Genomic DNA, 12,610 nt, shown 5'->3' with positions numbered 1-12,610 from the left:
TCACCAATTTGTTCAGGATTAAGCTACCGTTTGCCGCGCGCCATGAAGGCCAGCCGTTCGAACAAATGCACATCCTGTTCATTTTTAAGCAATGCGCCATGCAGCTTCGGCAGGGCATTGGCCCCATCGCGCTTGAGGTCCTCGGCGGTCAGGTCTTCGGCCAGCAGCAGTTTCAGCCAGTCCAGAACCTCGGAGGTCGAAGGCTTTTTCTTCAAGCCCTGTGTCTCGCGGATTTCATAAAACTGGGTCAATGCGGTGGTCAAAAGCGCGTCCTTGATACCTGGGTGGTGCACTTCGACAATGCGGCGCATTGTGGTCTCATCAGGGAAGCGGATGTAGTGAAAGAAACACCGGCGCAGAAATGCGTCGGGCAGTTCCTTTTCGTTGTTCGACGTGATGATCACGATGGGGCGGTTCTTGGCCCGGATCGTGTCGCCGGTCTCGTAGACATGGAACTCCATCTTATCGAGTTCCTGTAAAAGGTCGTTGGGAAATTCGATGTCCGCCTTGTCGATCTCATCGATCAGAAGAACAACTTTTTCATCGGCCTCAAACGCCTGCCACAGCTTACCCTTGCGGATATAGTTTGACACGTCATGCACGCGCTCTTCGCCAAGCTGGCTGTCGCGCAGGCGGCTGACCGCGTCGTATTCGTAAAGGCCCTGTTGCGCGCGTGTCGTTGATTTCACGTTCCACTCGATCATCCGCAGACCCAGTGCACCGGCGACCTGTTTGGCCAGTTCGGTCTTGCCGGTTCCGGGTTCCCCTTTGACCAACAGAGGGCGCTCGAGTGTGACGGCGGCGTTCACGGCAATGGTCAGATCGTCTGTGGCGACATATTCGGCTGTACCTTGAAAACGTGCTGTCATGGGCCTCTCGTGTGGTTGTGCGGTATGGTCGGGCAAACTGTGTTTTCCGGGTTACAGAGCGGCAAGGTTTTTGACAACCCGCGTCCCTGCGTCGGTCAACAGGAATTTTACTGCGTCTCCAAGCGCTTTTGATTGATTCGTCCGTCGCCGACACCGGCGCATCACGCGACGTGCCTCAAAAAAGCCTGCTGAATTTCATATAAAAACAAGGTTTTCCTGATGGTTGTCTCATATTTAGACAAATCCGCGCGGGCGACTGTTGATGCAACGTTTGTGTAGTGACATTCCACGGCCCGTCGGCTAAACGCTGCGCAGAAGGGAGAGCCAAATGTCAGGTGAAACAACCGCGACCGACGTTTCTGGCCATACCGAGGGAGCAAATATGAAGCAGGAAGTTTTTCTGCCGGAGGACTACCGTCCGGCCGAAGATGAACCTTTCATGAATGATCGTCAGCTTGAGTATTTTCGTCGCAAGCTGCTGGATTGGAAGACAGAACTATTGGCAGGCAGCCGCGACACGATCGAAGGTTTGCAGGACAATACCCGTAACATTCCGGACGTCGCAGACCGCGCAAGCGAGGAAACCGACCGTGCACTTGAACTGCGCACGCGGGATCGTCAGCGTAAGCTGGTCGCCAAGATCGACTCGGCCCTGCGCCGTATCGAAGAGGGCGAATACGGGTATTGTGAAAAGACCGGCGATCCGATTTCGCTGAAACGTCTGGACGCGCGTCCGATTGCCACCATGACGCTTGAGGCACAGGAACGCCACGAGCGCCGCGAAAAGGTCCACCGCGACGATTGATCGCCGGATTTTGGGTAAAATCTTAAGCGCCGGGGCCTGTGGCTCCGGCGTTTTTGCGTTATGGCGGGGACATGAATATCCACGGTTTGAATTTCTGCGTTATTGGTGGGGGCATCGGCGGCCTGGCTGCCGCGCTTGCATTGCAAGTCAGGGGCGCACAGGTCACTGTGCTCGAACAGGCTAGCGAACTGACCGAAGTTGGCGCTGGCCTGCAAATCAGCGCCAACGGCATGGCTGTGCTGAGGGCTCTTGGCGTTGCAAAAGGCAAGCCCGCGTTCGCCCAGAAATCGTTTGGTACGGTGCTGCGTGATTACCGCAAGGGGCGGGTGATCAGCCGCGTACCCAGTCCCGCCGCCGGACTAACTTATTACTACCACCGCGCTGACCTGCTTGATTTGCTGCATAAAGCCGCCCTGCGTGCAGGGGTGGAGTTGCGTCTGGAATCGCGCGTCACCGAAGTGCTCAAACACCCCGGAGAGGCCGAGATTGTTCTGGAAAGCGGCGAAAGACTTCGGGCTGAATGTGCCATTGCGGCAGATGGGGGGCGCAGTGTGATCCGGCCGATCCTCAACGGCCTCGAAACACCCGCGTTCACCCATCAAGTTGCATGGCGGGCCACGATTCCGTGGAGACATTCTGACCAGACGCCGCGTGCCGCGCTGACCATGGGGCCCAGACGTCACGTGGTGACTTATCCTCTGCGCGATCAGAATCAGATGAACATCGTTGCGGTCGAAGAACGATCAGACTGGCACGAGGAGGGATGGCGTCAGGAAGGAAATCCAGACGACTTGCGCGCGCGGTTTGCGGATTTCGGTGGGGAAGTTGGCACGATTCTGGCGCAGGTCGAACAGGTCAATATTTGGGCTTTGTTCCTGCGACCGGTTGCCGAGAAATGGCAAAACGGTCGCATCGTCTTGCTGGGGGATGCGGCACATCCGACGTTGCCCTTCATGGCGCAAGGGGCCTGTTTGGCGTTGGAGGATGCTTGGTGCCTTGCCCGCGCATTCGAATTGGCGTCCGGGATCGTTAAGGCTTTGGCTGCTTATGAAAGTGCCCGAAAACCGCGAGCTCGCAAAGTCGTAGCAGCCGCAGGGTCAAATGCTCGTAACTTTCACCTGAGCGGCCCGATGCGTCTGGCTGCTCAGGCCGCCTTGATGGCGCTAGGTCCAAAGCTGGCGCAGCGATACGAGTGGATATACAGCTACGATCCGACGGTTTGAGAGTTTACAGATCTAGATCAACCCAAACCGGCACGTGGTCTGAAGGTTTTTCATGTCCCCGGATTTCAAAGTCGATACGGCAATCGCGCATCAGATCGGCAGCCTGAGGGGTCAACAGGAAATGGTCGATCCGAATGCCGTCATTCCGGTTCCAGGCACCGGCCTGGTAGTCCCAGAATGAATAATGTCCGGGGCCTTGTGTCGTGGCCCGGAACGCCTCGGTGAATCCAAGATTCATGACTTTGCGAAATGCTGCGCGGCTTTCGGGCCGGAACAGCGCGTCCTCTCGCCATGCCTCAGGACGTTTGGCATCTTCGGCCTGCGGGATGATATTGTAGTCGCCCGCCATGAGTGCCGGCTCTTCACTGTCCATCAGATCACGCGCGCGCTGGTACAGTCTTTCCATCCAAGCCAGCTTATAGTCGTATTTCGGGCCAGGTACCGGGTTGCCATTTGGTAGGTACAGACCGCAGATTCGCAGAGCTTTTTTGCCGATGACTGTCGCCTCGATCCAGCGTGCTTGTTCATCATGGTCATCCCCCGGCAGACCGCGCGAGACATCTTCCAACGGCAGCTTCGACAGGATGGCCACGCCGTTGAAGCTCTTTTGCCCATGGGTTTCCACGTTGTATCCACGCTCTTCAAACATCTCGCGTGGAAAATTTTCATCGATGGATTTGATTTCCTGCAAAAGAACGACGTCGGGTTGCGCGTCATCCAGCCACCGGGGAAGGGCCTCGGCCCGCGCTTTGATGCCGTTGATGTTGAATGTGGCGATTTTCATGCGCGATCCTCCGAAGCCATTGGCAACCTATCGCTCAGAATGAACCCAGCGGCAAGGTGGAGGGCAGGTTTGCGAGGCTCTGCCTCGCGCTCCGAGGTATTTTCAGCCAGATGAAGAAACGGATTCTTAACCAACTCGATCAATGCTGCTGAAGCGGTACAGGCGGAGGCGCCGATGACCGCGCCGTGTGAAGCTCTCTGATCGTTTGGTCAGAGAGCGGATCCCTGCTGCATCTGGCTAGGAATACCTTGGGGGTGTGGGGGCAAAGCCCCCACCGGTTTCACATCGAAAAAGACGTGCCGCATCCGCAGGAGGATGTCGCGTTTGGATTGTCGATCACAAAACGCGCGCCGATCAGCTCTTGTGTGAAATCAATGACTGCGTTCTCAAGGAAAGGTAGCGAGATCGCATCAACGATAACTTTCTGGCCTTTGCCTTCAAGGATCAGGTCATCCTCTCTTGGGGTGTCCAACGCGATTTCGTATTGAAAGCCCGAGCAACCGCCGCCTTCCACTGCAACACGCAGGGCCTGACCCTGGTCTGCGGCGCCAATCTCGGCCAGACGCTCAAAGGCGCGTTCAGTGACTGTTGGGGGCAGATTCATGCCGCTCTCCAAAGGTTTATTTCCTTAGCGCCCTACAATATATGGAACCCAAGGACAGGCGACAAGGACTAGACCTTTGGTCAGAGCGAGTTTTGCCTCGGATCCGGTGCGCGCAAGAGGGCGGCTGGTGCCTGAGGACGAGAGCAGTTTCCGGTCATGCTTTCAGCGCGACCGGGACAGGATCATTCATGCCAGTGCCTTTCGGCGGCTCAAACATAAGACGCAAGTCTTTGTTGAGCATGAGGGCGACAGCTATCGCACCCGTCTGACCCATTCCATCGAAGTGGCTCAGGTGGCGCGAACCATCGCCGGGGCGTTGGATCTGAACCCCGAACTGACCGAGGCTGTGGCTCTGGCCCATGACCTCGGCCACACGCCATTTGGTCATACTGGTGAAGACGCCTTGCACGCCTTGATGGAGCCTTATGGTGGTTTTGACCACAATGCACAGGCCATTCGGATTGTGACCAGGTTAGAGCGTCATTACGCTGAGTTCGACGGCTGCAACCTGACATGGGAATGTCTGGAAGGGATCGCCAAACATAACGGCCCGGTTGTGGGTGATTTGCCCTGGGCGTTGGCCGAATGCAATCGGGGCTTTGACCTTGAACTCCACACCCATGCCAGTGCAGAGGCGCAGGTAGCGGCGCTATCTGACGATATTGCGTACAACAATCATGATCTTCTGGACGGGTTGCGCGCAGGGCTTTTTGAAGATGATGACCTGCGCAATCTTCCCATTGTAGGGGCTTGTTATGCGGATGTAGACGCAAAGTACCCGAAGCTGGACCTGTATCGCAGGCGTCACGAAGCGCTACGGCGGGTGTTTGGCGTTATGGTTTCTGATGTAATCAACTCCTCCCGTGAGTTGATTGAAAATTCGGGGGCGCAGTCTGTCGAGGATATCCGCCATCTTGGCTATCCCGTCATACAGTTTTCAAATGGGGTTTGGGCGCAGCTTCGTGAAATCCGGGCGTTTCTGTTCACTCGGATGTATCGTGCGCCCAGTGTCATGAAGGTACGGGCCGAAGTCGCAACGATTGTAGAAGACCTGTTCCCTATTTATCTGAATGACCCGAAACAGATGCCTGCGCGCTGGCACAATGACATTGAAGCTGCCAAGGATGAGACCGCTTTGGCACGTATTGTTTCGGACTACATTGCGGGTATGACTGACCGGTTTGCTCTGCAGGATCACGCCCGGCTGACAGGCTGATCACTTCACAGCGATGTAAGCGATGCCCCAGACTTGCTGACCCGCTTGTTTCGTCGATTGATCAGCGTCGTCTGTTGGCGGGAATACGATCATCGTGGGGCCATACCCTCCGATCCCTATAGGTGAACCAACAGCGTGCGTGGTGATGGTTGGTTTGTCGGTGTCAATACTGTCCCAAGCGATTTCGGCCTGATACCCTTCTAACGCCATGGGAAGTGCTGTTTTACCTTCCGCACCGGCCATGATCATGACCTCGAAAAGAAAGGGCCCTGAAAACGCATAGTCCCGCTGGTTGCCCCGTGGGCCGTCGGGGATCGTGATCTCAAACTGTTCCAAGGCGTCCATTGACCTTGCCGTGCTGCGTGGTAAACCGCCGGACAAGCAAAAGGACATCCGAAATGAACCTGTTTTCCGAGATCCGCGGCCTTGTATTGGACGCGCTGGCACAGATGCAGTCCGAAGGCGCGCTGCCGGAAGGGCTGAGCTTTGACAACGTGGCTGTCGAACCCCCGCGTGATGCAGCGCATGGCGACATGGCGACCAATGCGGCGATGGTGCTGGCGAAACCGGCCAAGATGAAGCCGCGCGATATTGCCGATGTGCTGGCTGGCAAACTGGCTGCGGATAACCGGATCACCAGCGCCGAGGTTGCCGGACCGGGCTTCCTGAACCTGCGCCTTGCGTCCGCAGTCTGGCAAGGTGTGCTAACGGCGGTGCTGGAGAAGGGCACCGACTATGGCCGTTCGACCATGGGGCAGGGACAAAAGGTCAATGTCGAGTATGTCTCGGCCAACCCGACCGGTCCGCTGCATGTGGGACATACGCGGGGGGCCGTGTTCGGAGATGCTTTGGCAAGCTTGCTGGCCTATTCCGGCCATGATGTGACCCGCGAATACTACATCAACGATGGCGGCGCGCAGGTGGATGTACTGGCGCGCTCGGCTTATGAGCGCTATCGCGAAGCTAATGGCCTGAGCCCCGAGATCGCTGAAGGCCTGTATCCCGGCGATTACCTGATCCCGATCGGTGAGGCGCTGAAAGAGAAATACGGCGACAGCCTGATCGACAAGCCTGAAAGCGAATGGCTGGAAGATCTGCGCAACTTCGCCACGGATGCGATGATGGACCTGATCCGTGCTGACCTGAAGGCGCTGGGCGTTGAGATGGACGTGTTCTTCTCGGAAAAGTCGCTCTATGGCACAGGCCGGATCGAAGCGGCGCTGCAATCGCTGACCGACAAGGGCCTGATCTATGAGGGCGTGCTTGAGCCGCCGAAGGGCAAGAAGCCCGAGGATTGGGAGCCGCGTGAACAGACCCTGTTCAAATCGACCGAGCACGGCGATGATGTGGACCGCCCGGTCAAGAAATCGGATGGGTCGTGGACCTATTTCGCGCCCGACATCGCCTATCACTATGACAAGGTCAGCCGTGGCTTTGACGCGCTGATCGATGTGTTCGGGGCCGATCATGGCGGCTATGTCAAACGGATGAAGGCAGCGGTGTCGGCTCTGTCTGATGGAAAGGTGCCGCTGGATATCAAGCTGACGCAGTTGGTGAAGCTGTGGAAGAACGGCGAACCGTTCAAGATGTCCAAGCGCGCCGGGAACTTTGTCACTTTGCGCGATGTGGTCGATCAGGTTGGGCCGGATGTGACCCGTTTCGTGATGCTGACCCGCAAGAACGATGCGCCCTTGGATTTCGATTTCGACAAGGTGTTGGAACAAAGCCGTGAGAACCCAGTGTTCTATGTGCAATACGCTCATGCCCGTGTGATGAGCGTTCTGCGCCGTGCTGCTGAGGCCGGGATTGCCGCAGATGACGCGACCCTCTCCGGTGCTGATCTGAGCAAGAACGACCATGCCTCGGAACTGACCGTTGCCAAAAAGCTGGCCGAATGGCCGCGTCTGGTGGAAATCGCCGCGCGCACCAATGAACCGCACCGCGTTGCTTTCTATCTCTATGAACTTGCAGGGGATTTCCACGCGCTGTGGAACAAGGGCAATGACGAAACCCAGTTGCGCTTTATCCAGGATGGCGATGTTGCCACAAGCCAGTCGAAAATCGCATTGGCCCGTGCCGTTTCTGTTGTGATTTCAGCGGGCTTGGGTATTCTTGGCGTTACTCCGGCGCAGGAGATGCGGTAACAAATATCGCCCGAACCGCCGGTACGAGGTAGGCAAGAAATGACCCGCGCGCCTTATTTTCAGGTGCGAAACGGGCAGTGAGGCGGACATGGCGAGTTACGATTACTCGGGGCAGCAAAGCCCCGAGCAGATGCATTACCCGAATCAAGCGTACTCTGAGGATGCGTATGATTACCCCGACGATATGCAAGATTATGACGCACCGCGCGGCACGTATGGGCTGGGCCGGGTCGTAAACGTTCTTGGGGCCGTCGCCTCATTGGCGTTGGTCGCTGGTGTAGGAGTATGGGGCTATCAACTGGTCATGCGGGATGTGAGCGGCGTGCCCGTGGTACGTGCCGCCGAAGGTCCAATGCGCGTCCAACCGGAAAACCCGGGCGGGACGCCCGCAGATCACCAGGGTCTGGCCGTCAATGCAGTTGCCGCCAGAGGCACCGCCGCGGCCCCGGCTGATCGCCTGATCCTTGCACCGCGCCCCGTGTCGCTGACCGATGAAGATTTGCCTGGCAGCGATCTGAAGCCAACTCCGGCGCTGCATGTGGTGGAAGAGCCGATCACGACCCAGGAAGCCGCGCGTCTGCGCCAAAGTGCGGTGGACGCGTTGGTGGCTGAACTTGCGGGTGAGGCGGCCAAGACCCAGCAGGAATTCGAAGACGGGACGCAAGTAGCGTCACTGGCCACGCCCGAGGAAGAGCCGGCAATTGATCCTGTTGATTTTGCAGCGGCTTTGCCGGATCCGGCTCTTGCTGAATTGCCAGGGGTTCGCAGGTCTTTGCGTCCGGTTAAACGCCCTGCGCGCAGTCAAATCTCGCCCAGCGAGGCGTCTGAGGGCGCCATCAACGCCGCCGTCAAGGCTGCGGTTGGGTTGGATGTTGACCCCGACACGTTGGCCAAGGGCACCCGACTGGCGCAGCTTGGCGCCTATGACAGCTCGCAGGTGGCGCAGGCCGAATGGGATCGCCTAAGTGGTCGATTCGGGGAATATATGGCTGACAAACAACGAGTTATCCAGAAAACCTCAAGCGGCGGTCGAACCTTTTACCGCCTGCGTGTTTTGGGATTTGAAGACCTGAGCGACTCGCGCCAGTTCTGTGCCGCGCTGGTCGCACAAGGGGCAGACTGTATCCCGGTCGCCGTCCGGTGAAGTTTGGCGCCACGATCACCGATGCCGAAGGGCTGCGTCTGACGCAGGAAGAAAGGGACCTGTTTCGCCAAATGAACCCCTTCGGGTTCATACTGTTTGCCCGCAACATCGAAAGCGCCGATCAAGTCCGCGCCTTGTGCGATGATTTCCGCGAGGCGGTCGGGCGCAATTGCCCCATCACTATTGATCAGGAAGGCGGGCGCGTGCAGCGCTTGCGCGCGCCCTTGGCCCGCGAATGGCTGCCACCCTTGGATCATGTGACCCGTGCAGGCGATCAGGCCGAGCGAGCCATGTATCTGCGCTATCGCCTAATCGCGGATGAATTGTTCAGTCTTGGGATCGACAGCAACTGCGCCCCCATGGTCGATGTGGCACGGTCTGATACGCACGCTTTTCTCAAGAATCGCTGTTACGCTTCTGATCCTGAACAGATTTCCAAAATTGGCAGGGCCGTAGCAAAGGGGCATTTGCACGGGGGCGTTTTGCCTGTAATCAAACACATGCCAGGACATGGCCGTTCCACGCTGGACAGCCACTACGACTTACCTCATGTCGATCTGTCATTGGACGAATTGGACAGCAGTGATTTCGCGCCGTTTCGTGCACTGAACGATTTGCCGATGGGGATGACCGCACATCTGGTCTACGATCAAATCGATCCCCAACCAGCCACGATTTCAGCCACCATGATGCGTGTGATCCGCGACAAGATCGGCTTTGAAGGGCTGATCATGACCGACGATATCGGGATGAAAGCGCTGAGCGGTACACCGTCGGACGTGTCACGTCAGGCCATTCAGGCAGGCTGTGACGTTGTTCTGCACTGCAATGGCAGTTTTGCAGATCGTGCCGCAGTGATGGAAAGTGCCGGAGAGATGACCGATCAGGCACAAGCCCGCGCAGAACGGGCGCTGGCGATGCGCAAACCTCCTCAGGAACTTGACATCCCCGCCGCCGAGGCGGAACTATCTGCCCTAATGGGCGGGCAGGTATATGAACGATAACCTCTTTAGCGAAGACCCTGTCTCGGTCGCGGATCGTCTTGCGGCCGAAGCGCTGATTGTTGATGTCGACGGGTTCGAAGGACCACTGGACGTTCTGCTGACCTTGTCGCGTACGCAGAAAGTGGACTTGCGGAAAATCTCGGTTCTGGCGCTGGCGCAGCAGTACCTGGCTTTTGTAGAAAAGGCCCGTGCGCTGCGGATCGAACTGGCCGCCGACTATCTGGTGATGGCCGCGTGGCTGGCCTTTCTCAAATCCCGGTTGCTGTTACCTCCGGACCCCGATGACGAAGGTCCATCGGGCGAGGAACTGGCTGCGCATCTGGCGTTTCAGCTGGAACGCCTTCAGGCCATGCGCGATGCGGCTGCGCGGTTGATGGCACGCGATCAGTTGGGCCGCGATTTCTTCAAGCGCGGGCAGGGCGAAGATATCACCCGTATCCGCACTGTAACCTATTCCGCCACGCTGCTGGATTTGATGCAGGGTTACGCCCGTATCCGCACCCGCGACGAATTCCGCCCCTTTGTGATGGATCGCGACTCGGTCTTCACGATGGAACAAGCGCTGGAACGGATGCGACCGTTGATTGGCTTTGCCGGAGCGTGGACCGACATGGAGACGTACCTGCCGGAGGGCTGGGACGCCGACCCGGTGCGCCGCAGGTCCGCAACGGCGGCAACTTTTGCGGCCTCGTTAGAGCTGGTGAAAGAAGGACATATGGAGATGAAACAGAGCGAGACATTCGCTCCGATCCATCTGCGAAAGAGGACCGAGACACGTGACTGACGCCCCTGAAGAGACCGGTACTCTGTTCGAAGCTCCTCCGCTGGCGGAACAGGAACGCATGGTCGAGGCTGTTCTGTTTGCCAGTTCTGAGCCGGTGACAATTGCGGATCTGGAGGCCCGGATGCCCCACGGAAGCGATGCGGCGCAAGCGGTTGAATTGCTTCAGAAACGCTATGAAGGGCGTGGCGTGCGCGTGGTGCGTGTGGGCGATGCCTGGGCCATTCGGACTGCCCCGGATCTGGGTTTTTTGATGCAGAAGGAAACGGTCGAGACCCGCAAGCTGAGCCGCGCAGCGATCGAAACTCTGGCCATCGTCGCTTATCATCAGCCTTGCACGAGGGCCGAGATCGAAGAAATCCGGGGCGTTTCGGTTTCACGCGGAACCATTGATCAGCTCTTGGAAATGGAGTGGATCAAGCTGGGCCGCCGTCGCATGACACCGGGACGTCCGGTTACGTTTGTCGTAACGCCCGCATTTCTGGATCACTTCGGATTAGAGAACGCGCGGGACCTGCCAGGGCTGAAAGAACTGCGGGCGGCTGGGTTGCTGGAGAACCGTCCTCCGCCTGGAGCTATTCCGCTGGGCGAAGGTCGCGAAGACGAAGCGGACGAAGATCAGACGGAGCTCTTCGAAGAAGAGTGATCGCCAGGGCCCTTTTGTTGCCGCATAAAACGCTTATCTTTGTTTTGGGGACAGGGTGTTGAGCAATGAATGCAAATCGGATCATTGATATGATCGTGCGACAGGTCATGCGCCGTCTGGTTAACAAGGGCATCGACAAGGGTATTGATATGGCTAGCCGCAAGGGCGGCAATTCGGGTACGTCGAACGGGTCCGGTCACGCCAGCGCACCTCGTCATGCGCAGAACCTTCGGCAGGCGCAGCGCGTGACCCGGCAAATGCGCCGGTTCATGAAGTTCTAGGATTCAGCCAACAACTTTGAAGTGCTTGGACAGTTTCAGGCCCTGGCCCTGATAGTTTGATTCAATGCCCGCGCCGTACAATTGCGTCGGCATGTCGGCCATTTTTTCATAGACCAGACGTCCGACAACTTGGCCGTGTTCCAGAACGAAGGGGGCCTCGTGGCAGCGCACTTCCAAGACGCCGCGCGATCCGGCCCCGCCGGCGGCGGCATGGCCAAAGCCGGGGTCAAAGAACCCGGCATAGTGCACCCGGAATTCGCCAACCATCGCCAGATAAGGTGCCATTTCAGCGGCGTACATTGGCGGGATATGTACTGCTTCACGGCTGACAAGAATATAGAACGCACCAGGATCAAGGATAATACAACCATCCTTGGTGCGCACTTCTTCCCAATAATCCTGCGGGTCGTATTCGCCGATACGATCCAGATCGATGACCCCGGTGTGAGGCTTGGCGCGGTAGCCAACCAGATCGGTCTCGGGAAGCTGCAGATCCACTGAGAAACCCAGTCCGTCCTGAATAACAGCAGGGCCGTCGACCAGTGGCGATTCAGCATGTAAGGCTTTCAATTCAGCGTCCGAGAGCACGGCTTGACCCTGACGGAAGCGAATCTGATTCAGACGCATGCCCGGACGCACCAGCACCGAGAACGAGCGCGGACAGATTTCAGCATAGAGTGGGCCTGCGTATCCAGCAGGTACCCGGTCAAACTCGGTGCCGCCATCGGTGATAGTCCGGGTCAGAAGGTCCAGCCGCCCGGTCGAGCTTTTGGCATTTGCCACGGCGCTCATATCGTCGGGCAGGGCGATTGATTCCATTAGCGGTACTAGATAGACGCAGCCTTTTTCCAGAACGGCCCCGTCCGTGATATCGATGCGGTGCATCTCGAACTCGGTCAAACGATCTGCGACGGTTCGCCCTTCGCCTGCAAGAAACGAAGCGCGGACGCGGTAAGCGACTGTTCCCAGACGTAAATCAAGGCTTGCTGGTTGAATCTGAGCAGGCAGAACGTCCGGGCTGGCCGTGATCTCGCCGCGCGCGATCATCGCCTCAATCTGTTGGTTTGGGCAAACACCTGTCATCTCGATCCCCTCTGGTGCCAGAGCGG

At 57.8% G+C, this 12,610-nt stretch carries 14 protein-coding genes; 9 read left to right on the top strand and 5 right to left on the bottom strand.

Translation table 11 applies throughout. The features are described from left to right. Nucleotides 1–23: 23 nt before the first annotated feature. Entirely contained in the window at nucleotides 24–869 is an 846-nt protein-coding gene (locus tag GOV91_RS03585) for a MoxR family ATPase (RefSeq protein ID WP_171234450.1), read from the bottom strand. Nucleotides 870–1,251: 382 nt separating this feature from the next. Here GOV91_RS03585 and dksA point away from each other — a divergent pair, with 382 nt between their 5' ends. Together dksA and GOV91_RS03575 are read left to right on the top strand one after the other, a co-directional pair. Then, nucleotides 1,252–1,674: an RNA polymerase-binding protein DksA gene (dksA, locus tag GOV91_RS03580; RefSeq protein ID WP_050602554.1), complete on the top strand. Its 423-nt coding sequence runs from the start codon at nucleotides 1,252–1,254 to the stop codon at nucleotides 1,672–1,674. A gap of 71 nt (nucleotides 1,675–1,745) precedes the next feature. Further along, nucleotides 1,746–2,897: an FAD-dependent monooxygenase gene (locus GOV91_RS03575; protein ID WP_171234449.1), complete on the top strand. Its 1,152-nt coding sequence runs from the start codon at nucleotides 1,746–1,748 to the stop codon at nucleotides 2,895–2,897. 4 nt (nucleotides 2,898–2,901) lie between these two features. Here the strand turns inward: GOV91_RS03575 and xth are convergent, their stop codons facing one another. Both xth and GOV91_RS03565 read right to left on the bottom strand, forming a co-directional pair. Next, nucleotides 2,902–3,681, bottom strand: coding sequence for an exodeoxyribonuclease III (gene xth, locus GOV91_RS03570; RefSeq protein ID WP_171179773.1), 780 nt, complete (start codon nucleotides 3,679–3,681; stop codon nucleotides 2,902–2,904). 280 nt (nucleotides 3,682–3,961) lie between these two features. Further along, nucleotides 3,962–4,285 carry an iron-sulfur cluster assembly accessory protein gene (locus GOV91_RS03565; protein WP_171179775.1) on the bottom strand — a complete coding sequence of 108 codons (324 nt, stop codon included), beginning with the start codon at nucleotides 4,283–4,285 and terminating at the stop codon, nucleotides 3,962–3,964. Nucleotides 4,286–4,361: 76 nt separating this feature from the next. Between GOV91_RS03565 and GOV91_RS03560 the strand changes: the two genes are divergently transcribed. Then, the gene (locus tag GOV91_RS03560; RefSeq protein WP_171234448.1) at nucleotides 4,362–5,501 is read left to right on the top strand and encodes a deoxyguanosinetriphosphate triphosphohydrolase; all 1,140 of its coding nucleotides are present in this window, start codon (nucleotides 4,362–4,364) and stop codon (nucleotides 5,499–5,501) included. Here the strand turns inward: GOV91_RS03560 and GOV91_RS03555 are convergent, their stop codons facing one another. Next, a complete protein-coding gene (locus GOV91_RS03555) occupies nucleotides 5,502–5,846 on the bottom strand; it encodes a hypothetical protein (RefSeq protein WP_174836450.1) in 345 nt (114 codons plus the stop codon). A 53-nt stretch (nucleotides 5,847–5,899) separates the two neighbouring features. Here GOV91_RS03555 and argS point away from each other — a divergent pair, with 53 nt between their 5' ends. The 6 genes from argS (at nucleotide 5,900) to GOV91_RS03525 (ending at nucleotide 11,501) form a co-directional block, all read left to right on the top strand. Then, nucleotides 5,900–7,645 carry an arginine--tRNA ligase gene (argS, locus tag GOV91_RS03550; RefSeq protein WP_171234446.1) on the top strand — a complete coding sequence of 582 codons (1,746 nt, stop codon included), beginning with the start codon at nucleotides 5,900–5,902 and terminating at the stop codon, nucleotides 7,643–7,645. Nucleotides 7,646–7,733: 88 nt separating this feature from the next. Continuing rightward, nucleotides 7,734–8,789 carry an SPOR domain-containing protein gene (locus GOV91_RS03545; RefSeq protein ID WP_171234445.1) on the top strand — a complete coding sequence of 352 codons (1,056 nt, stop codon included), beginning with the start codon at nucleotides 7,734–7,736 and terminating at the stop codon, nucleotides 8,787–8,789. Next, complete coding sequence (gene nagZ, locus GOV91_RS03540) at nucleotides 8,786–9,793, top strand: beta-N-acetylhexosaminidase (protein ID WP_171234444.1); 1,008 nt, start codon at nucleotides 8,786–8,788, stop codon at nucleotides 9,791–9,793. Before GOV91_RS03545 ends, nagZ begins: the two co-directional genes overlap by 4 nt. After that, complete coding sequence (locus GOV91_RS03535; RefSeq protein ID WP_171179786.1) at nucleotides 9,783–10,577, top strand: ScpA family protein; 795 nt, start codon at nucleotides 9,783–9,785, stop codon at nucleotides 10,575–10,577. Before nagZ ends, GOV91_RS03535 begins: the two co-directional genes overlap by 11 nt. Further along, the gene (gene scpB / locus GOV91_RS03530; RefSeq protein WP_171234443.1) at nucleotides 10,570–11,220 is read left to right on the top strand and encodes an SMC-Scp complex subunit ScpB; all 651 of its coding nucleotides are present in this window, start codon (nucleotides 10,570–10,572) and stop codon (nucleotides 11,218–11,220) included. Before GOV91_RS03535 ends, scpB begins: the two co-directional genes overlap by 8 nt. A gap of 65 nt (nucleotides 11,221–11,285) precedes the next feature. After that, on the top strand, nucleotides 11,286–11,501 hold the full coding sequence (locus GOV91_RS03525) for a hypothetical protein (protein ID WP_171234442.1): 216 nt from the start codon (nucleotides 11,286–11,288) through the stop codon (nucleotides 11,499–11,501). A gap of 3 nt (nucleotides 11,502–11,504) precedes the next feature. On the opposite strand, the gene GOV91_RS03520 is transcribed toward GOV91_RS03525, so the two are convergent. After that, nucleotides 11,505–12,584, bottom strand: a complete 1,080-nt coding sequence (locus GOV91_RS03520; RefSeq protein WP_171234441.1) for a 2'-deoxycytidine 5'-triphosphate deaminase — start codon at nucleotides 12,582–12,584, stop codon at nucleotides 11,505–11,507. Between the last annotated feature and the right edge of the window lie 26 nt (nucleotides 12,585–12,610).

The sequence above is a fragment of the Ruegeria sp. HKCCA6837 genome (assembly GCF_013034475.1).
In the GTDB taxonomy this organism is placed as follows: Bacteria; Pseudomonadota; Alphaproteobacteria; order Rhodobacterales; family Rhodobacteraceae; genus Ruegeria.
Note: the sequence above shows the minus strand (reverse complement) of the source record. Positions and strands in the feature narration are given on the sequence as shown.

What these genes read in the sequence shown, in the direction of transcription:
- GOV91_RS03585 (WP_171234450.1), bottom strand. Translation starts at nt 869, where the DNA reads ATGACAGCACGTTTTCAAGGTACAGCCGAATATGTCGCCACAGACGAT.
- dksA (WP_050602554.1), top strand. Translation starts at nt 1,252, where the DNA reads ATGAAGCAGGAAGTTTTTCTGCCGGAGGACTACCGTCCGGCCGAAGAT.
- GOV91_RS03575 (WP_171234449.1), top strand. Translation starts at nt 1,746, where the DNA reads ATGAATATCCACGGTTTGAATTTCTGCGTTATTGGTGGGGGCATCGGC.
- xth (WP_171179773.1), bottom strand. Translation starts at nt 3,681, where the DNA reads ATGAAAATCGCCACATTCAACATCAACGGCATCAAAGCGCGGGCCGAG.
- GOV91_RS03565 (WP_171179775.1), bottom strand. Translation starts at nt 4,285, where the DNA reads ATGAATCTGCCCCCAACAGTCACTGAACGCGCCTTTGAGCGTCTGGCC.
- GOV91_RS03555 (WP_174836450.1), bottom strand. Translation starts at nt 5,846, where the DNA reads ATGGACGCCTTGGAACAGTTTGAGATCACGATCCCCGACGGCCCACGG.
- argS (WP_171234446.1), top strand. Translation starts at nt 5,900, where the DNA reads ATGAACCTGTTTTCCGAGATCCGCGGCCTTGTATTGGACGCGCTGGCA.
- GOV91_RS03545 (WP_171234445.1), top strand. Translation starts at nt 7,734, where the DNA reads ATGGCGAGTTACGATTACTCGGGGCAGCAAAGCCCCGAGCAGATGCAT.
- GOV91_RS03535 (WP_171179786.1), top strand. Translation starts at nt 9,783, where the DNA reads ATGAACGATAACCTCTTTAGCGAAGACCCTGTCTCGGTCGCGGATCGT.
- GOV91_RS03525 (WP_171234442.1), top strand. Translation starts at nt 11,286, where the DNA reads ATGAATGCAAATCGGATCATTGATATGATCGTGCGACAGGTCATGCGC.
- GOV91_RS03520 (WP_171234441.1), bottom strand. Translation starts at nt 12,584, where the DNA reads ATGACAGGTGTTTGCCCAAACCAACAGATTGAGGCGATGATCGCGCGC.